Source organism: Breoghania sp. (assembly GCF_030066895.1).
Lineage (GTDB): Bacteria > Pseudomonadota > Alphaproteobacteria > Rhizobiales > Stappiaceae > Breoghania.
On record NZ_JASJAV010000004.1, the window covers coordinates 112,974 to 133,392 of the forward strand.

Annotated in this window: 14 protein-coding genes and 1 pseudogene; 3 read left to right on the plus strand and 12 right to left on the minus strand. The window is 60.9% G+C overall.

Annotated elements, in window-relative coordinates; genetic code table 11:
- Positions 1-172 precede the first annotated feature (172 nt).
- The gene (locus QNJ43_RS07820) at positions 173-460 is read left to right on the plus strand and encodes a hypothetical protein (protein WP_300468825.1); all 288 of its coding nucleotides are present in this window, start codon (positions 173-175) and stop codon (positions 458-460) included.
- A gap of 54 nt (positions 461-514) precedes the next feature.
- On the opposite strand, the gene QNJ43_RS07825 is transcribed toward QNJ43_RS07820, so the two are convergent.
- The 11 genes and pseudogenes from QNJ43_RS07825 to QNJ43_RS07875 all read right to left on the minus strand — a co-directional run bounded on the left by QNJ43_RS07825 (position 515) and on the right by QNJ43_RS07875 (position 13,939).
- Positions 515-970 carry a type II toxin-antitoxin system RatA family toxin gene (locus QNJ43_RS07825; RefSeq protein WP_300468827.1) on the minus strand — a complete coding sequence of 152 codons (456 nt, stop codon included), beginning with the start codon at positions 968-970 and terminating at the stop codon, positions 515-517.
- A 148-nt stretch (positions 971-1,118) separates the two neighbouring features.
- The gene (lipA, locus tag QNJ43_RS07830) at positions 1,119-2,105 is read right to left on the minus strand and encodes a lipoyl synthase (RefSeq protein ID WP_300468829.1); all 987 of its coding nucleotides are present in this window, start codon (positions 2,103-2,105) and stop codon (positions 1,119-1,121) included.
- A gap of 96 nt (positions 2,106-2,201) precedes the next feature.
- Entirely contained in the window at positions 2,202-2,363 is a 162-nt protein-coding gene (locus QNJ43_RS07835) for a GlsB/YeaQ/YmgE family stress response membrane protein (RefSeq protein ID WP_346432909.1), read from the minus strand.
- A pseudogene (lpdA, locus tag QNJ43_RS07840) lies at positions 2,343-3,725 on the minus strand (dihydrolipoyl dehydrogenase); the annotation flags it as partial. The pseudogene lpdA and the gene QNJ43_RS07835, both read right to left, overlap by 21 nt.
- 167 nt (positions 3,726-3,892) lie before the next feature.
- Positions 3,893-5,254 carry a pyruvate dehydrogenase complex dihydrolipoamide acetyltransferase gene (locus tag QNJ43_RS07845; RefSeq protein WP_300468831.1) on the minus strand — a complete coding sequence of 454 codons (1,362 nt, stop codon included), beginning with the start codon at positions 5,252-5,254 and terminating at the stop codon, positions 3,893-3,895.
- Positions 5,255-5,266: 12 nt separating this feature from the next.
- Positions 5,267-6,622 (minus strand): pyruvate dehydrogenase complex E1 component subunit beta, encoded by a 1,356-nt coding sequence (locus tag QNJ43_RS07850; protein WP_300468833.1) that lies wholly within the window; start codon positions 6,620-6,622, stop codon positions 5,267-5,269.
- Positions 6,623-6,639: 17 nt separating this feature from the next.
- The gene (gene pdhA, locus QNJ43_RS07855; protein WP_300468834.1) at positions 6,640-7,704 is read right to left on the minus strand and encodes a pyruvate dehydrogenase (acetyl-transferring) E1 component subunit alpha; all 1,065 of its coding nucleotides are present in this window, start codon (positions 7,702-7,704) and stop codon (positions 6,640-6,642) included.
- 176 nt (positions 7,705-7,880) lie between these two features.
- On the minus strand, positions 7,881-8,210 hold the full coding sequence (locus QNJ43_RS07860) for a septum formation initiator family protein (protein ID WP_300468835.1): 330 nt from the start codon (positions 8,208-8,210) through the stop codon (positions 7,881-7,883).
- A gap of 365 nt (positions 8,211-8,575) precedes the next feature.
- Positions 8,576-9,704, minus strand: a protein-coding gene (gene prfB / locus QNJ43_RS07865; protein WP_300468837.1) for a peptide chain release factor 2 whose coding sequence is annotated in 2 segments (ribosomal slippage) — positions 8,576-9,634 and positions 9,636-9,704 — 1,128 coding nt in all. Because the reading frame shifts where the segments join, the coding sequence is not laid out codon by codon here.
- A 131-nt stretch (positions 9,705-9,835) separates the two neighbouring features.
- The gene (locus QNJ43_RS07870) at positions 9,836-12,322 is read right to left on the minus strand and encodes a penicillin-binding protein 1A (protein WP_300468839.1); all 2,487 of its coding nucleotides are present in this window, start codon (positions 12,320-12,322) and stop codon (positions 9,836-9,838) included.
- Positions 12,323-12,685: 363 nt separating this feature from the next.
- Entirely contained in the window at positions 12,686-13,939 is a 1,254-nt protein-coding gene (locus tag QNJ43_RS07875) for an N-acetylmuramoyl-L-alanine amidase (protein WP_300468841.1), read from the minus strand.
- 777 nt (positions 13,940-14,716) lie between these two features.
- Between QNJ43_RS07875 and QNJ43_RS07880 the strand changes: the two genes are divergently transcribed.
- Positions 14,717-17,398, plus strand: a complete 2,682-nt coding sequence (locus tag QNJ43_RS07880) for an Rne/Rng family ribonuclease (protein WP_300468843.1) — start codon at positions 14,717-14,719, stop codon at positions 17,396-17,398.
- 111 nt (positions 17,399-17,509) lie between these two features.
- Here the strand turns inward: QNJ43_RS07880 and QNJ43_RS07885 are convergent, their stop codons facing one another.
- Positions 17,510-18,616 (minus strand): aminotransferase class I/II-fold pyridoxal phosphate-dependent enzyme, encoded by a 1,107-nt coding sequence (locus QNJ43_RS07885; protein WP_300468845.1) that lies wholly within the window; start codon positions 18,614-18,616, stop codon positions 17,510-17,512.
- Between the two features lie 298 nt (positions 18,617-18,914).
- On the opposite strand from QNJ43_RS07885, the gene QNJ43_RS07890 reads away from it, so the two are divergent.
- Positions 18,915-20,294, plus strand: a complete 1,380-nt coding sequence (locus QNJ43_RS07890) for a M48 family metalloprotease (protein ID WP_300468848.1) — start codon at positions 18,915-18,917, stop codon at positions 20,292-20,294.
- Positions 20,295-20,419 lie beyond the last annotated feature (125 nt).

Sequence of the window (20,419 nt, forward strand, 5' to 3'; positions counted from 1 at the left end):
GGCACCGGTTCCGGGAGAGGGGAATGCGTATACCTGCTTTTGGCACTGGCTCTGTCCACGACGGCAGCTTCTCCTGCTCTGGCGGGCGAAGTGCATATAATCTCGCGTGACAGTGGGGGGCAGATTTCTCTCTAGCCACCAGATTTTTCTGTCAGATCAGCCGCGTGAGCAGATGACCGCGGTTGACTATTGCGGGCGCACCTACTTCGTCTACTGGGACACGATCGACTGGCTCGATAACCAGGCGTTCGAGGGGCACAATCTCGGCGTTGAATATTCCAACGGCAAGAGCTGGCACCTGGTCAACCGCAACCCTGAGCAACAGATCACGGATATCCGGGAAGAAGAGCGCCCCAAGGAGCAGGGCCAGAGGAATATCCCGCGCGGCAAGGCAACAAGTACGGCTGGATTGGGCTTCTCGACAAGCGCGCCGCCCGCTAGATTTTCATATTACCGATGAAAGCTTGCGCGAACCTGCCTCCCGAGTTGGAGGCAGGAGATGTGGTCTCCGTCTTCAGGCGGCGCCGTACATCTCGTCCGCCCGCGCCTCGAAGGCGGTGGCGAATTTGCGAAATGCCTTATCGAACATGGTTCCCATCAGCGAGCCGAGCGCCCGCGAGCAGAACTCGTAGGTGATGTAGAACCCGACCTCGCAGGAATTCTCACCAAGCGGTTTGAAATTCCACTTGTTTTCCAGATGCCGGAACGGACCTTCCAGATATTCCACCGTGATCCTGTGCTCGGCCTTGTCCAGCATCACGCGGGTCGCGAAGATCTCACTGAAGACCTTGTAGGCGACCGTCATGTCCGAGATCAGGACGACCCGTCCGTCCTCAAGCTCACGCCGCCCGCGAACCCGTATGGATTGGCACAACGGCACGAACTGCGGGTATTTCTCAACATCCGCGACGAGATCGAACATGTTCCCGGCGGAATGGAGAACACGGCGGCTTGTCTGAAAACTCGGCATTCTGGAGATTCTCGCGGTTCCTCGACGTGTCACGCCGCAGGAAAATCCGGAACCTCAGAAAGGGTCCGGATTACAGTTTGCAGACGATGCGGAAAACGGCATTCTTCCGCACCATTCGTCGACTGACGCGGGGCCCCTGCCCTTCGGCTCAGGCCTTCGCGGTCTTGCCGTCGCGGGCAAGCCGCGCGGCCTTCAGGTCGCGGAAGTCCTCGCCCGCATGGTGCGAGGAGCGTGTCAGCGGGCTCGCAGACACCTTCAGGAAGCCCTTGGCATAAGCGATCTGCTCATAGCCCTTGAAGGCTCCCGGCGTGATGAAGTCTATCACCGGATGGTGCTTGCGCGTGGGCTGCAGGTACTGACCGATGGTCAGGAAATCGACATCGGCGGAGCGCAGATCGTCCATGAGCTGCAGCACTTCGTTCCGCTCTTCGCCCAGGCCCACCATGATACCGGACTTGGTGAAGATCGTCGGATCCAGTTCCTTGGCCCGCTGCAACAGGCGGATCGAATGGAAATAGCGCGCGCCTGGACGAACCTTCAGGTAGTTCGAGGGCACCGTCTCCAGATTGTGATTGAAGACGTCGGGCTTGGCTTCCACGACGATTTCCAGCGCGCCCTCCTTGCGCAGGAAGTCGGGGGTCAGAATCTCGATTGTCGTTTCCGGAGATCGGGTGCAAATGGCGTGGATGACGTCCGCGAAATGCCGGGCTCCGCCATCGGCAAGATCGTCGCGGTCAACGGAGGTGATCACCACGTGATCGAGCCCCATCGCGGCAACGGCTTCCCCGATCCCCTTCGGTTCGTCGGGATCGATAGGTCCCGGCATGCCCGTACGCACATTGCAGAAGGCGCAGGCGCGCGTGCAGGTGTCGCCCAGGATCATGAAGCTTGCGTGCTTTTTCGACCAGCACTCGCCGATATTGGGACAACCGGCTTCCTCGCACACCGTCACGAGCTTGTTGGAACGCACCACGTCCTGGGTTTCGCGATAGACCGGCGAGAACCCCGGCGCCTTGACGCGGACCCAGGCCGGTTTCCGCTTCATTGGCGTATCGACGTTCTTCTGCTTTTCCGGATGGCGCGGACGTTGAGCCCGCGCATCGGCGTTTGTAACGGTATCGACGACTGTGACCATTATCGAACACATCTCGTGGACTGCGGTCGCCGTCAAGTGCGGCTTACCGCTATATTGGATTTCTTATGCGCCGTTTTAGGCATTTGTCCGCGCCAATCAACGTCGAATGGCGCGAAAAACGAAGATCAGAAGGCAGGCGCCGACGACCGCGACGACGAGCTGTCCGATGAATCCACCAATCGTATGGTCGATAAGGCCGATCAGAATGGCGTTCGCGACAACGGCGCCCAGAATGCCGAGCACGCTTTCATGCATCATTTCAGACAAGGTCGGATGCGGGAAGACGGTTTCCATCAGTTCTCCTTCTGTCGTCTCCAGGTTCATGGCGACGACAAAGCCCTGAATGAGCTCCGTAACCTCCGCCCCAACCATGTGGGCCCCGAGAAGCTGGCCGGTCTTTGCGTCAAAAACCGTCTTGACCAGATCGTCCGGCTCGCCAAGCGCGATTACCTTGCCGTTGCCGACAAAGGGGAAGCGGCCGACCTTGACCTCGTGTCCCTCTTCCTTTGCCTTGGCTTCCGTCAACCCGACCGACGCGATCTGCGGCTGACAGTAGGTGTAGCCGGGGATCTTCTTCTTGTCCATCGGGTGCACGTCGAGCCCCTTAGATCTTCTCAACGCAGATAACGCCTTCATGTTCCGCCTTGTGGGCGAGCATGGGCGGATCGGCGACATCGCCGATGGCGTAGAGATCGGGAACGTTCGTGCGGCCGAACTCGTCGATGACGACGCAGCCGCGGTCCGTTTTCACGCCGAGCTTCTCAAGGCCGAGTCCGTCGATATTGCCAACCACACCGACGGCGGAGATCATTCGATCCGCGGTAATCTCCTGGCTCTTGCCGTCCTTGGTCTCGACCGTAGCCGTCACGCTGTCGGCCGCCTTGGTGACCTTGGAAACCTTGGCATCGGTCAGGATCTTGATGCCCTGCTTCTCGAAGCGCTTGCGCGCCTGAGCGGCGATCTCGGCATCCTCGACGGGCAGGATCTGGGGCATCATTTCCACGACCGTCACTTCCGCCCCCATGAAGCGGTAGAAGGAGGCGAATTCGATGCCGATGGCGCCCGAGCCCATCACGATCAGGGATTTGGGCATGGTTTCGGGAACCATCGCCTCGAAGTAGGTCCAGATCAGATTGTTGTCCGGTTCGATGCCGGGGAGAACGCGCGGACGCGCGCCGTCCGCCACGATGACGTGCTTGGCCGAATAGTCGCCGCCCTTGAGCGCGCCCTTCGGCGGATTTTCCGCGTCCTTGACCTTGATCTTGCCGAGCGCGGTGAGTTCCGCCCTGCCCCAGATCACGTCGATCTTGTTCTTCTTCATAAGGAAGCCGACGCCGGTAGTTAGCTGGTTGGAGACGCCGCGCGAGCGCTTGACGATCGCGAAGATGTCAAAGCCGATCTTGTCGGCTGACAGCCCGTAATCCTTGGCGTGTTCCATGTAGTGGTAGACTTCGGCGGAGCGCAGCAGCGCCTTGGTCGGGATGCAGCCCCAGTTGAGGCAGATGCCGCCCAGATGCTTGGTCTCCACGATCGCCGTCTTGAAACCGAGCTGTGCGGCGCGGATTGCGGTCACGTATCCGCCCGGACCCGACCGATGACGTCATAAGAGGTATCGGCCATGCCCCACCCTTTCCTGATCTTCAGCGAGGGTCGGCGGAATATGGGCCGCACCGTCGCGAAATGTCCGCCGCACGCAGGGTCGCGTGCGGTCTGAAATCACAAAGTCTCGTTGGCCTGGCCGGAGCGGCATTGAAAGTCGGAGCGCCCCGGCCGGCTCAATTGCGGTCCTAGACCAGCATGCTCATCGGGTTCTCGATGAAGCCCTTGAAGGCCTTGAGAAGCTGTGCGCCGAGCGCGCCGTCCACCGCACGGTGGTCGGTTGCGAGCGTCACCGTCATCATGTTGGCGATGGCGACGGCATCGTCCTTGACGATCGGCCGCTTCTCGCCCGCGCCGACCGCCAGAATGGTGGCATGCGGCGGGTTGATCACGGCGTAGAAGTCGCGCACGCCGAACATGCCGAGATTGGACACGGCCGTGGAGCCTCCCCGATACTCGGAAGGCTGCAGCTTGCGATCCTTGGCGCGCTTGGTGAGATCCTTCATCTCATTGGAGATGACGGAAAGGGTCTTCTCTTCGGCCCGGCGGATGATCGGCGTGATTAGGCCGCCCGGAATGGACACCGCGACACCGATATCGGAGTGCTTGTGAAGCACCATGTTCGCGTCGGTCCACGAGGCATTGGCCTCTGGCACCGCCTGCAGCGCCATCGCCTGCGCCTTGATGATCATGTCGTTGACCGACAGCTTGTAGGCGGGCTTGCCGTCTGCGTTGCGCGGTGCACCGTCATTGATCTGAGCGCGCAGCGCCAGCAATGCATCGATGTTGCAGTCCGCCGTCAGGTAGAAATGCGGCACGATCTGCTTGGACTCGGTGAGCCGGCGCGCGATCGTCTTGCGCATGCCATCATGCGGACGAAGCTCGTAGGAACCTTCCTCGAACAGCTTGAGGATCGCGCCGTCGCTGGGAGGCGTTGCCGGGGCGGACTTTGCAGCCTGCGGAGCGGCCTTGCCAGCCGTTGTCGTGGACGCTTTCGCACCGCCGGATGCAATGGCCCCCTCCACGTCGCGCTGAACGATACGGCCGCGCGGGCCGGAGCCCTTGATCTCGGAAATGTCGAGACCGTTCAGCGATGCGATACGGCGCGCCAGAGGCGAGGCGAAGATCCGATTGCCGTCAGAACGCGGAACCGGCCCCGCCGTGCCGCCGGTCGGCAGTGCGGAGGTCTTGGCCGCAGCCTCGGCCGGAGCCGCGTTCTTCGCAGGCACTGCCGCCTCGGTCGCGGGCTCCCTGGGAGCCTTCCCTTGCGCGGCGGGCTTGGCGTCTCCTATGGCGCTTGCGTCCTCGCCCTCTTTGAGCAGGACTGCGATCCGTTCGTTGACCTTCACGCCCTCGGTGCCATCGGCGACGAAGATCTTGCCGACCTTGCCTTCGTCAACGGCTTCCACTTCCATGGTCGCCTTGTCGGTCTCGATCTCGGCGATGACGTCACCGGTCGAAACCGTGTCGCCTTCCTTGACCAGCCATTTGGCGAGCTTGCCCTCTTCCATCGTGGGAGAGAGCGCAGGCATCAGAATGTCGATAGCCATTTTCGTCTCTCCTCACGCGGTGTAGGTCACGGCCTTGGCCGCTTCGATCACTTCCGCGACCGACGGCAGGGCCAGCTTTTCCAGGTTCGCGGCGTAGGGCATGGGCACGTCCTTGCTCGTCACGCGAGCGACCGGCGCGTCGAGATAGTCGAACGCCTTTTCCATGATCTGGAAGCCGATTTCTGACGACATGGAGCAGGTCGGCCAGCCTTCCTCGACGGTGACGCAACGCCCGGTCTTCTTGACCGAGGCGAGGATGGTGTTGATGTCGAGCGGGCGAACCGTGCGAAGGTCGATCACTTCCGCATCGATCCCCAGTCCCTTCAGCTCTTCCGCCGCCTTGGTGACGTAGGCCATGCCGATGCCGAAGGAGACGAGCGTCACGTCCGACCCGGCCTTGACGACCTTCGCCTTGCCGAGCGGCACGGTCCAGTCATCAAGCTTCGGAACGTCGAAGTGCTGCCCGTAGAGGATCTCGTTTTCGAGGAAGATCACCGGGTTGGGCGAGTGGACGGCGGATTTCAGCAGGCCCTTGGCATCGGCTGCCGACCACGGCTGCACGACGGTCAAGCCCGGAACGTGCGCATACCAGGAGGAGTAATCCTGGCTGTGCTGGGCGGCGACACGTGCCGCGGCACCATTCGGTCCGCGGAAGACGATCGGACACCCCATCTGACCGCCGGACATGTAGAGCGTCTTGGCCGCCGAATTGATGATCTGGTCGATCGCCTGCATGGCGAAGTTGAAGGTCATGAATTCAACGATCGGGCGCAGCCCGCCGAGCGCGGCACCGACGCCGAGACCGGCAAACCCATGCTCGGTGATCGGCGTGTCGATCACGCGCTTGGCGCCGAACTCGTCGAGCAGGCCTTGCGTGATCTTGTAGGCACCCTGGTACTCGGCCACTTCCTCGCCTATGACGAAGACGTCGCCGTCGGCGCGCATCTCTTCCGCCATGGCGTCGCGAAGCGCCTCGCGGACGGTCGTGGAGACCATCTCGGTGCCTTCCGGCACTTCCGGATCATCTTCCGGCTCGGGGCCCTTGGGCGCGGCTGGTTCGGACGGCGCGGCTTCGGGTGCAGCCGGAGCGCTTGCCGCGGCCTCGGCCGCGTCGGAGATGTCCCCGCCCTCCCCCGCGATCACGGCGATCGCGGTATTGACCTTCACGCCTTCGGTGCCTTCGTCGATCAGGATCTTGGCAACCGTGCCTTCGTCAACGGCTTCCACTTCCATGGTCGCCTTGTCGGTTTCGATTTCCGCGATGACGTCGCCAGCGGAGATCTCGTCGCCAACCTTGACGAGCCATTTGGCCAGTTTGCCCTCTTCCATGGTCGGCGAGAGGGCCGGCATCAGAATTTCAGTCGGCATTTTCTTGTCCCTTCGCCTCAGTGCAGAATGTCGGTCCAAAGCTCGGACGGATCCGGCTCCGGATCGGTCTGGGCGAATTCGGCGGCTTCGCCGACGAGCCCGCGAACATCCTTGTCCATGCTCTTCAGCTCGTCCTCGCCGGCCCACTTCTTGTCGAGGAGGCGCTTGCGGACCTGCTCGATCGGATCGTGCTCGGTGCGCATCTTCTGCACTTCCTCCTTGGATCGGTACTTGGCCGGATCCGACATGGAGTGCCCGCGATAGCGGTAGGTCAGCATTTCCAGGATATAGGGGCCTTTGCCCGCCCGGCAGTGGGCGATCGCCCGATCGCCGGCGGCCTTCACGGCCCTGACATCCATGCCGTTCACCTGCTCGCCCGGAATATCGAAAGAGGCGCCGCGTTCGGACAGGTCGACATTCGACGAAGCGCGTTCCACGCTCGTGCCCATGCCGTACTTGTTGTTCTCGATGATGTAGACAACCGGGAGGTGCCAGAGCTTCGCCATGTTGAAGCTCTCGTAGACCTGGCCCTGGTTGGAGGCGCCGTCTCCGAAATAGGTCAGCGTGACGTTGTCGGTCCCGCGATAAACGTTGGTGAAGGCGAGGCCCGTGCCCAGCGGCACCTGCGCGCCGACGATGCCGTGTCCTCCGTAGAAGTTCTTCTCCTTGGAGAACATGTGCATCGAGCCGCCCTTGCCCTTGGAGTAACCTCCGCGGCGGCCGGTCAGCTCGGCCATCACGCCCTTGGCTTCCATGCCGGTTGCCAGCATGTGGCCGTGGTCGCGATACCCGGTGATCACCTGATCGCCCGGCTTCAGCGCCATCTGCATTCCCACCACCACGGCTTCCTGACCGATATAGAGGTGGCAGAAGCCGCCGATCAGGCCCATGCCATAAAGCTGGCCGGCCTTTTCTTCGAAACGGCGGATCAGCAGCATGTCGCGGTAGGCGGCAAGCTCTTGTTCCTTGGAGAATTCCGCGATGGCCGGAGTCTTCTTAGCGGTCCGGCTTGTCGATTGGCGGGAACGCGAATGCGTGCCTCCCTGGTTGCGGGTGGCAGCGGTTTTGGGTTTGGTAGCCATAGGCCCTCGTCTCGGTGACGTTTCCCTCAAGCGTGTAGCGGAAATTAGTTGAGAGGGGCTGTCAATCCAAGAACGTAAAACGGTCTATTTAAAACAGGGTAAGCTATTGTATATGATGGTTAATAAAACAATTAACATAATTTAGATTAATTTACTTATATTAACGAAATTTCGATTTATTTCTGCGCGCTACGGTCATTGCGCAAAATAACTATCTCATCGGGATGAACAAGGTTCAGATTGTCGCGGGCACGCTCGTCGATCATGTCCGGATCAAGGCTTTCCGGACGCAACAGCACGACCCTGCGCTCCAATGTCTCCCGCTTCTGCTTGAGATCGGCAAGCTTCCTTTCAAGCGCGTGTGAGTTGTTTTCCAACTGTCCGCGCGCGATCAGCCCGTAGTCGCCGGAAAGGGCATGCAGGGCGAAATACAAAAGAAGCGCCGCTGACAGGCCTGGCAGGATCAGGCGACGGAGAAACGACTGCTTACGCTGACGGGTGTACATCACAATACGCGAACTCTACGCAACACACTTTGAACTGTATCGATCCTCGTCCAACAGCATTAACGGAGCGTTGAGATGGTCGATAAATCACAACCAATATTACCGGTAACGGGATAATGCCGGCGGCGTTTTGGTATTGAGGTAGTTATTTACCTCCGCGAACGGAGGAAAAGAGAAATGGTAGAGAAAATTGCGGATATAGACACCAATTCGCGCCCAAACCACTTAAGGTCGATAACGGAATTAGTTCGCACAAACAACGCGGTGACGTCATTTTCTCGGAATTCTCGCTCTGCCTCCCGCTTATCCGCCATAGGATAGAACGGGAGGCAGAGCGAAAGGCTCTGTTCGCTGCGTGACGGGCCTCAGTCGATGTCGGCCACTTCCGCCGTCTCGCCGCCGACACGGAAAGCGAGTGCTGCTTCCATGAAGTCGTCGAGATCCCCGTCGAGGACGTCGCCGGGAGACCTCTTCTCAACGCCGGTCCGCAGGTCCTTGACCATCTGATAGGGCTGCAACACGTAGGACCGGATCTGATGGCCCCAGCCGATATCGGTCTTGGCGGCCGCATCGGCGTTCGCCTTGTCTTCACGGATCTGCAGCTCGCGCTCGTACAAACGCGCCTTCAGCATCAACCACGCCGTTGCCCGGTTCTTGTGCTGGGAACGCTCTGCCTGACACTGCACGACGATGCCGGTCGGGTTATGGGTAATGCGAACCGCGGAGTCGGTCTTGTTGATGTGCTGGCCGCCGGCACCGGATGCGCGGTAGGTGTCGATCCGGCAGTCGCTCTCATTGATCTCGATATTGATCGAATCGTCGACGACTGGATAGACCCAGACGCTTGCGAAACTCGTGTGCCGCCGGGCTTGGCTGTCATAGGGCGAGATTCGCACGAGACGATGCACGCCCGATTCCGTCTTGATCCAGCCATAGGCATTCGGGCCCTTGATCTGGATCGTAGCGGACTTGATGCCAGCCTCTTCGCCGTCGTGCACTTCCAGCACTTCCGTCTTGTAGCCACGCTTTTCAGCCCAGCGCAGATACATCCGGAGCAGCATGCTGGCCCAATCCTGGCTTTCCGTGCCACCCGCGCCCGCATGGATTTCGACGTAGGAATCGTTGCCGTCGGCTTCTCCGGACAGCAACGTCTCGGCCTGACGACGATCGCCTTCCAATCGCAAGGCCCTGATCGCCTCCTCGGCTTCTTCGATCACGGAAGCATCATCCTCCATCTCGCCGAGTTCGATCAGCTCCAGATTGTCGGATAGCTTGGTTTCCATGCGCCGGACAGCGCCGATATTCTCTTCCAGGTACTGCCGCTCGCGCATCAGCTTGCGCGCCTTGGTCGGGTCGTTCCAGAAATCGGGGCCTTCAGCTACCGTGTTCAGTTCATCCAGACGTGAGATCGCGCGATCCCAGTTAAAGATGCCTCCTCAGCAGGCTGAGTGCCTGCTTGATCTCTTCAACGATCGCCTGCGTTTCCGGACGCATCGCATATGCCTCATGAATTGGGATGTTCTTGAAGGTGCGGACAGGCTGAGTGCCGCCGCCCTCGAGTCAGGGCGGCGACCATACTGAGCACATCCTCCGTGTGTAAACCGGGCGCCCCACCCCGGCCGGGCTCAGTAGAGCCCGCCGGTCCCCGTCATGATGGCCCGATCGGCCTCGGGCGTCACTGCGCCGGGCTGACCCATCTCGTCCTGGTAGCCGATGATCGAATAGTTGTCCGGCGGGGCTGTGCCGGGCTTGAAGGCTTCCAGGATCGTGTCGGGAGAATCCGCGGTTGCGGTTGCACGCAGGCCGGTGTGGCTGTCGATCGGTATAAGCTTGATGCCCGGCGGCACGCGGAATTCCATGGCGGGCTTGTCCGCCAGCGCCTGCTTCATGAATTCGGTGAAGATCGGTGCAGCGATGTGGCCGCCCGTCTGACCGCGTCCCATCGGCCGCGGCGTGTCGTATCCGACGAACACACCGACCGTCAGGTTCGGAGAGAACCCCATGAACCACGCATCGCGTTCATCGTTCGTGGTGCCGGTCTTGCCCGCGATCGGGCGACCGACGGCATGAACGCTCGTCGCCGTGCCGCGCTGAACCACGCCTTCCATCATGGACGTGATCTGGTAGGCGGTCATCGGGTCGAGAACCTGCTCGCGATTGTCGATCAGCTTCGGCTCATCCTGGCCATGCCAGTCGGTCGCGTTACACCCAACGCATTCGCGGGAATCGTGCTTAAAAATGGTGCGGCCATAGCGGTCCTGAATTCGGTCGATCAGCGTCGACGTGACCTTGCGGCCGCCGTTAGCGATCATCGAATAGGCTACGGTCATGCGCATGACCGTAGTCTCACCCGCGCCAAGAGCCATGGAGAGCACTGGAAGCATCTTGTCGTAGATGCCGAAACGACGGGCGTATTCGGCGACCAGCGGCATGCCCATGTCCTGTGCGAGGCGTACGGTCATGATGTTCCGCGACTTCTCGATGCCCGTTCTGAGCGTCGAGGGGCCGTAGAACTTGCCGCCATAGTTCTGCGGCTGCCAGACCTCGCCCCCGGCCTGTTCGACCGAGATGGGGGCATCCATGATCACGCTCGACGGGGTATATCCGTTATCGAGCGCGGCCGAATAGACGAACGGCTTGAACGAGGATCCCGGCTGGCGATAGGCCTGCGTTGCACGGTTGAATTCACTCTGGTTGTAGCTGAAGCCGCCGACCATCGCGAGAACGCGCCCGGTGAAGGGATCCATCGCCACGATGGCGCCAGACACCTCGGGGATCTGTCTCAGCTTCCACGCCGTGCTCTTGCCGCCAGCGGGATCGGGGATCTTCTCCACGTAGACGACATCGCCGACCTTGAGCACATCGTCCGAGCTCTTGACCGAATGGGTGCCGTCCTTGACCCGACGCACCCACTTGATTTCGCTGAAATCGATGTGGCCGCGTTCACGATCGGTCGACAGATGACCGTTCGCCAGCTTTTCCGGCTGCACGCCGATGGTGGCGCGATCCGCGTTCACGTCGAGAACCACAGCGAGCTTCCATTCGGGAACATCAGTCAGATGGTCGATATCGCCGATAAGGCCGCCCCATTCACCGGCATTGAGATCGACATGGTCGACCGGGTCGCGCCAGGTGCCTTGCTTGCGGTCGAAATGGATCAGACCGTCCATCAACGACTTGCGCGCTTCGGCCTGCATCTTCGGGTCAAGCGTCGAGCGAACGGAAAGGCCGCCGGTGTAGAGGCGATCCTTGCCATACATGTCCTTGACTTCGCGGCGCACCTCTTCGGAGAAGTACTCCGAGGCAAAAAGCTGGGGACCAGTTTCGCGCGGCGTGATCTTCAACGGCTCGGCCTTGGCCTTTTCGCCGTCTTCCGGCTTTACGTACCCGTTCTCGACCATGCGGTCGATGACCCAGTTGCGCCGGGCGATCGCCGCCTTCGGGTGGCGGAAGGGATTGTAGTTGTTCGGCGCCTTCGGCAGGGCCGCGAGATAGGCTGCTTCGGCAACATCCAGCTCGTGAACGGACTTGTCGAAGTAGAGAAGCGAGGCCCCGGCAACGCCATAGGCACCCATGCCGAGATAGATCTCGTTCAGGTAGAGCTCGAGGATCTTGTACTTGGTGTAGGTATCCTCGATCCGCAGCGCTAGGATCGTTTCCTTGATCTTGCGCTCGTAGGAGACCTCGTTGGTCAAAAGGAAGTTCTTCGCCACCTGCTGGGTGATCGTTGACGCGCCAACGAGCCGGCGATTGCTGCCGGTTAGCCTGTTGCGCAGATTGACGAGGACCGCGCGCCCCACGCCGGTGATGTCGATGCCGGGGTGGTGGTAGAAGTTCTTGTCTTCGGCGGAGATGAAAGCGTCCTTCACCAGATCCGGGATGCCCTGGATCGGGAGGAACATGCGCCGCTGTTCCGCATATTCGGCAACCAGGCTGCCATCAGCGGCGTGGACACGCGTCATCACCGGGGGGGCGTAGTTCTTCAGCGCCGTATAGTCGGGCAGATCCTCGGGGATCTTAGACAGGTACCATGCTCCGCCCGCCGCAAGGACGAGGAAGCAGACCGCGCCGATCCCGAAAAGATAACCGAAAAACTTGAGCAGAAATTTCATACACCGGACTCGTCCGTATCAGGCTCGTTTGGAGTGGAGAACCGGCGGTGGCGTCAACCGGTGTTGCCGCACTCAGGTCCTCCGTCACATTCTGGCAGCGCCGTCGTGCTACCGGTTCGCGCACCCCCGGTGAGCGGCAACCGTGCACCATCGAAGGATCGAAAACCGGGCCGCTTTCCAACGGGCACTCGCGGTGCAGGGCCTTCATGCGCCTTGCCCCGCGGCTCTCGCTCGTCTTCCGACTCTTGCGGGGCACCTACCATACCCCAGGCTGATCATCGTCTGCATCGGTCACTATTGTGGCGATGCTGAGGCGTCACTGTTGCCAGCGCGCTACAGTTCAAGGCGCCCTATCGGCTCCGCCTATTGGCCTTGTGCCAGCCGGGGGCGAAAAAAGCGCGCGATACTCGCCACCATAGCGTCCGCCGCTCGTTCCCGCCATGCGTCGGAAACCAGAAGGTTCTCGTCGTGCTTGTTCGACAGGTAGCCGAGTTCCACGAGAATCGACGGCATGTCATAGGCTTTCAGAACGCGGAAACCGGCCGAACGCCAGGGGTTCTTGATCAGCTTGACCGCGCTTTCAAATTCGGAGACCAGCGTGCGGGCGAACAGGATCGAGAAGCTCTTGGTTTCACGCCGAGCAAGATCGATCAGGATGTCGGCGACCCCGTCGGGTCCATCCTCGAGATCGGCCCCGGCAAGGACATCGGAACTGTTTTCATGTTTTGCAAGGGCGGCCGCGATGGCATCCGATGCGCGTTCCGACAATGTGTAGACGGTCGCGCCGCGCACGTAATGCTGCGGCGCCGAATCGGCGTGGATCGAAATTAAGAGGTTCGCCCCGAGCTTGCGAGCGATCTCCACCCGCTTTCCAAGTGGAATGAAGCGGTCGTCGTCGCGCGTCATCAGCACCTTGTAGGCGCCTTCTTTCTCAAGCTTGGCCTTTAGCAGCTTGGCGAATTGCAACACGACGGCCTTTTCGTAGACGCTGTCGACGCCGATAGCCCCGGTATCGATGCCACCGTGACCGGGATCCAGCACAATAATGGGCTTCGTCGATACCGTGGCGCCCACCGGCTTTTGGTCGCTTTTCGTGGCCGCCTCATCGACGGGCACCGCGTCGGGGCGCGGATAATCCGCCAGGAACTTGTCCCGGGTGGTCTTGACGAAATCAATGACAAGGCGCGCGGGCTGGCCGTCGACCGGGGGCAGAACGAAGGATTTGTCGATGCGTGCCGGGCCCGACATGTCGAGCACGATGCGGGACTTGCCCGGTGCGATCAGTCCGTAGCGCCATTCCTTGACGAGGCTGCGCCCTGCTTCGCCGGATTTCGGCGGAAGGTCGAAGCGAACCTCGGGCATGTCGAGAATGACCCGGTCGGGATTGGCGAGCGCCGAGGCAGTGAAGGTGACCGAGCGACTGAGATCGATGATGAAACGCGTGCGGTCGCCATCCCCGGTGATACGCGCGTAGGTTGCAACGACTTCCGTCTTGCTGGCAGGCTCAGGCGAAGCGTCTCCAGGCGGCGATGTTTCCGCATTCGCCATCGCGCAGAACAGCACGAATGCAGCCGCAAAGGCGACGGTCAGCTTTGCGGAGATATCCTTGAGCCTCATGCGGATTTATCTACCCGGCGCACCGCCGGGGCCCATGATTGAAGTTCGACGACCGCCGTACCCATATCCTTTCGAGGCACACGGTATCCAATCATATGACATTAGGGCGGCATGGTTAACCGGGTCTTTTGCGTATTGACAGGAGATACGCAGCTTCCCTGATGTTGTTGCCGAGTTCGCAGTCTGCTGCCAAACAGGTGCGTACAGATATCGAACGAACGTCGCGTGAGGTAGTGCAACAGGTTATCTTGCCAACCGGCACTGGCATCCTTAAAAGAACAAGTTGGATTTAGGTCACCGCGCGACTCATTCTGCCGTCAGGGGCGCCGCTTCTTGACGGGACTTGATGCGGGGCGGTCTTCGCATTCACGTTTTCGAAGACATTTGCCCGCATTCCGGTCTGACCTGACCACTCCCATCACGGTGAACCGCTGGGATCATGGGACAGGTATCGGAATAAGCGAGGTGACAGTCCGGAGATTCATACCGTGCCGGATGCGGCAAAACCGGGCACGGACTGCACGGTCGGCGATACGCCGATCTTACTGAAATTCGACAATCAACGAGCGTTGCGATGAGCGACCGCGCTGAACCGAAGAGCAGATTGGAGACGACAGGCGCCTCGACAAAGGCCGCCTTCCCGTCCGTTCCGGTGCACGCAACGCCCGCAACAAGCTTCAAACACAACCGAGACAAACAAAGCGGCCATGCACATGGAACATATACGCGGCAGCGGACAGCGCCGGTTCCGCCAGGTGGTCGTGGAGACCCCTTTAAATGGCAAACAAGATGCTCATCGATGCCGCGCACCCGGAAGAGACCCGGGTCGTCGTGGTGCGCGGCAATCGCGTAGAAGAGTTTGACTTCGAGGCCGCGAACCGCAAGCAGCTGCGCGGCAATATTTATCTGGCGAAAGTCACACGGGTGGAGCCGTCGCTGCAGGCGGCATTTGTCGATTACGGTGGGAACCGCCATGGATTTCTGGCTTTTTCGGAAATTCATCCCGATTTCTACCAGACCTCGACTGCGGATTGCAAAGCGCTGCTGGAAGACGAGGACGACGCCGAAGAGGAAACGGCTGAGGCCGCGCCCGCCAGGAGCAAGCGTGGCTCCCGCGCCCGCAAGAAAGTGGAGGCGGAGGACGCCGGCGACGAGGCAGAGGATGCCGAGGCCGCCGCGAGCGATGACGACACCAATTCGGCAGACAATTCCGACGACGATGGCGAGAGCGACGATCAGGTCGAATCCTTTGGCGTGGAAGAGGTTCCGGAGTGCCAGTCGCGCCCTGCTCGTCGTCACTACAAGATCCAGGAAGTCATCAAGCGCCGTCAGGTGCTGCTGGTTCAGGTCGTCAAGGAAGAGCGCGGCAACAAGGGCGCGGCTCTGACCACGTGCCTGTCGCTGGCCGGTCGCTATTCCGTCCTGATGCCGAATACGGCACGCGGTGGCGGTATTTCCCGCAAGATCACGTCCGTTCAGGACCGCAAGCGCCTGAAGGCGATCGCGGGCGAGCTGGATGTGCCGGAGGGAATGGGCGTCATCCTGCGCACCGCAGGCGCCAGCCGCATGAAGGCCGAGGTCAAGCGCGACTTCGAATATCTGCTGCGCCTGTGGGAGAACGTTCGCGATCTTACGCTTCGCTCGATTGCCCCCTGCCTCGTCTATGAGGAAGGCAGCCTGATCAAGCGGTCGATCCGTGATCTCTACAACAAGGATATCGATCAGGTTCTGGTGTCCGGCGAGGACGGCTATCGCGAGGCCAAGGACTTCATGCGCATGCTCATGCCGAGCCATGCGAAGAACGTTCAGCCCTATCGCTCGACGACGCTGATCTTCACCCGCTACGGCATCGAACCGCAGCTCGATGCGATGTTCTCGCCGCAGGTCACCCTGAAGTCTGGCGGCTATATCGTCATCAACCAAACCGAAGCACTCGTCGCCATCGACGTGAACTCCGGCAAGTCGACCCGTGAGCACAATATCGAGGACACCGCGACCCAGACCAATCTGGAAGCGGCGGAAGAAGTCGCGCGCCAGTTGCGGCTGCGCGATCTTGCCGGTCTGATCGTCATCGACTTCATCGACATGGAAGAGAACCGGAACAACCGGGTGGTCGAGAACCTCATGAAAGACTGCCTGAAGTCCGATCGCGCCCGTATCCAGGTTGGACGGATCTCGCATTTCGGCCTTCTGGAGATTTCGCGTCAGCGCATCCGTACCGGCGTTCTGGAGAGCTCCACCGAAGTGTGCCTGCACTGCCGTGGCTCGGGGATGATCCGTTCGGTAGAATCGGTTGCCCTGCATGTGCTTCGCGCTCTCGAAGATCACCTGCTGCGCCATTCCTCGCACCATCTCAACGTCAAGACGCAGGCGCCGGTTGCGCTCTACATCCTCAATCAGAAGCGCCATCATCTGATGGAGCTTGAGGAACGGTTCGGCCTCAACGTCTCGATCACGGCGGATGAGGATATCGGCACGCAGTACTATGTGCTGGAGCGCGGAGAGACTGTCGTTCGCGATCCGAACGCACCGCCTGCGCCCACGATCGTGCAGCTGGATACGATCTCGCTGGACGACGAGGACGAGATCGAAGAGAGCGAGACCTCTGCCGACAACGAGAGCGGCGGCGAGGTCGAAGAGGCGCGCTCCGAAGAGAACGGCCGCAGCAAGCGTCGTCGGCGTCGGCGTCCGTCCTCCGATGATCAAGAAAATCGCGAGAGCGGCGATCAGGCCGAAGCCGAGGGCAATAAGGCCGAGGCGGAAGGCGAGGACCAGGCCGCGGCTTCATCTGACGACAACTCCGAAGGCGGTGATGACCGTCGTCGCAAGCGGCGGCGCGGTCGTCGCGGTGGACGTCGCGGACGTCGCAATCGCGAGGAGCAGGCAACCGCTCAGGAAAACGGCGAGACTGCCGAGACCGAGCAGTCGGCCGAAACCGTGAGCGAGAGCGATACCGGTGAGATCCCGGCTGAAGTCGACCAGTCTCAGGATACGGAAGCTTCGAAGCCCGAAGAGGTTCAGTCCGAGGCGTCGGCTCCTTCCGAGGAGGCTACTGACGAGAGCGCCTCACAGGAGGTCGCCGACACTGAGGAGCCGACTTCTGAGCCGGTTGCCGAAGAAGCGGCTGCGGAGACGCCGGCAGAAGCCGAAACCGAGGTTGCAGCACCTGAAACGGAGCAGGCAGAACCGGCGGAAGAGCCCATCGCTGCCGACGTGACGCTTGAGGAAGCCGAACCGGTTGCCGCGTCTGAGAGCCCGGAACCCGTCCGTGAGGCCGAACCTGTCGAGGCGGAGGCTGCTGAAGCCGAGACCTCGGACAAGGACGGCGCAATCGCGACGTTGGAGGCCGAGCCGACGACCGCGACGCAGGCCGGTCAGGCGCTGGAAGGTGCGACTGGCGACGGCAAGGAAAAACCGCGCAAGCGCTCCGGCTGGTGGCAACGGCGCTCCTTCTTCTGAGGGCGCCCAAGCATCGCAAATTGAAAAAAAGACGTCCGATTGGCCGTCTTTTTTATGTTCTGCTTCAAGTTATCAGAGACCGGAATAGCGGGACACTACCCCCTTTGGCTGTCAGGCTAGCCAGCGCGCCAGTCGCTCTGTCGCCTCGACCATGTCTTCATGCAGACCCGCGAAAGAGAAGCACAGGTATCCGGGGCCGCGATCGTGATCGAAATCGGCGCTCGGTGTGGTCGCGATGCCCGCTTCCGCCAGCATCCGGCGTGCGAAATTGCTGGAGTCGTTGGTCAATGACCGCACGCCCGCATAGACGTAAAATGCGCCGTCCACGGGGAGCAGCTCGTTGAACCCGATCTTTGGCAGCACATCGAGCAGAAGCTCCCGGTTTTTCGCATAGCATTGCTTGACCACTTCCAGCTTCGGCGTCGCGTCGAATGCGGCCAGCGCGGCGCGCTGGGAGATATCGGGCGCGCATATGTAGAGGCTCTGGGCAATCCGCTCGATGGAACGAACGAGAGCTTCCAGCGCGATCATCCAGCCGATCCACCAGCCTGTCATGCAGTAGTATTTGGAGAAGGAATTGATGACGATCGCCTCGTCGGAGTAATTGAGCGCCGAAGCCGTTTCGCCCCGGTAGACGAGCCCGTGATAGATCTCATCGGAGATGAAGGTGATCCCGAGATCGCGCGTGGATTCGCAAAGCGCCTTCAGGGCGACCGGCTGCATCATAGTTTCGCTCGGATTGCCGGGGTTTGCCACAAGCACGCCCTTCAGCGGCTTTTCCGTATGTGCCCACTCCAGCAGTTCCGGCGTCAGGACCCAGCGGGTTTCTTCCTCGACGGGGCTCTCCACCGGTTCGAGCTCCAGCGCCTTGAGGATATTGCGATAGGCGGGATATCCCGGCGCCGTGAGAGCGACCCGGTCTCCTGAATCGAACGCCCCCAGAAATGCGAAACTGAACCCGGCAGACGATCCGGTCGTTACGATGATCCGGTTCTCCAGGATGTCGACCCCGTAGGTTTCGCGATAGTGCCGCGCAATTCGATCGCGCAACGGCGCAATTCCGCGCGCTTCGGTATAACCGAAATACCCGTCCGACAGTGCTACCTGGGCTGCCTCGATCACCGTTGCCGGAGCTCGTGCTCCCGGCTGGCCGATTTCCATATGGATGATTTTTTCGTTTGCCGCTTCGCGTTTGCAGGCTTCTTCGAGAATATCCATCGTGAGGAAGGGATCGACTTCAGAACGATGTGAGGCTTTCAACGTCAACTGTACTGTCTCTTGGAGGCGGGAGGTGTTCCGCCTAATTTCTGACCGCAATCGATTTGCCGCATTTCGGTTCCTATCTTCAGTCCCTGTTGACCGTGGCGATCCGGCCCACCTACTTTCCCCCGAACGCCGATCTAGGAGGATGCAGCGCGTGTCAACACGTCCCCTAACGCAGAAATGGCACTTGTTCCAGAAAGTATCGCTGCCGATGGCTGACGCAAACTGCCACGCCCGGCGATCGCGCACGCCCATGTTCACACGTCTTTTTTCGTTTCTGATTGCCGCTCTTTTCGCATTTCAGGTGATCGCTCCCCTGCCCGCTGCCGCACAGGTGCGCGGCCGACGTTTGCCGGTGGTGCGCGATGCGGAGGTGGAGAACCTGCTCAGGGATTACGCCGAACCGATCCTGCGGGCGGCGGGCCTCGGCGAACGCTCCCTTCAGATCATCCTCGTCAACGACCTCAGCTTCAATGCCTTCGTCGTTGACGGGCACCGTATGTTCATGAATGTCGGCGTGATCATCGACGCGGAGACACCGAATGAAGTGATCGGGGTCATCGCCCACGAAGTTGGCCACATTGCTGGCAACCATCTGGTGCGCCTGCGCCAGGCGGCGGCCAACGCGCAGATCATGGCGGTACTGGGAACATTGCTCGGAGCCGGAGCGGTTGCCGCAGGTGCTGCGTCGGGATCCGGCGGGCTCAGTCAGGGCGGCGGCGCGATGCTCGACCTCGGCGCAGGTCTTGCTCAGCGCTCGCTGCTTTCCTATCAGCGTTCGGAGGAAGCCACGGCGGACCGGTCGGCGGTCAAATACCTGAACGCCACCCACCAATCGCCCAAGGGCATGCTGGACACGTTCAAGCGACTGGTCGACCAGCAGCTCTTCGCCTCGCGCCACGCCGATCCTTATGTGCAGAGCCACCCGATGGCGCGCGACCGCGTTGCGATGCTGGAAACGCTCGCCAAGCAGAGCAAGTACTACAACAAGAAGGATCCCCCGGCCCTTAAGGCGCGTCATGATCTTGCGCGGGCGAAGCTGCTGGCCTTTGCCGGACGACAGGGGGCCGTTGCTCGCAAATACGGCAACAAGCAGGGCCTTCCGGCCCGCTATGCCCGCGCCATCTTCACCATGCAGTCGGGAAACCCGCGCGATGCGCAGCGGGCCATCGACGGTCTTTTGAAAACCCAGCCTCAAAATCCCTATTTCTGGGAACTCAAGGGTCAGGCGCTGATTGAATCCGGCAACCCTCCAGCTTCCATCCCCTCTTTTGAAAAGGCGGTTTCCTATTTGCCGAAGGAAGGATTGATGAAGATCTGGCTTGGTTATGCTCTGGTCGCGACGGGAAAGGATGCCTACCTCAACCGGGCGGTCAGCCTGTTGCGGACCGGTTTGCAGGAAGAACCGAATTCGCCGCTAGCCTACAGTCAGCTTGCCATTGCCGAAGCCCGGCGGGGAAATCCGGCTTTGGCAGACGTGGCGACCGCAAAGAGCATGATGCTTTCGGGTAACTATCAGACCGCACGCCAATTCGCCGCCCGCGCCCAGAAGAGGCTGAAGCGCGGCTCGCCGAGCTGGCTCCAGGCGGATGACATCGTCTCCTACAAGCCGTCCGATTTCCGTAACCGATGACAAGATCTCGATGTCAAACGCGCAGTTGTGACCGCTTGCGCGATTGACCCGGGGCGCCGAAGGCGGAAAGGCCTCTTGGCGTCCAGTTTGCGGCCTTGCACGTATCACGAAAGTCCGGCCGGAAG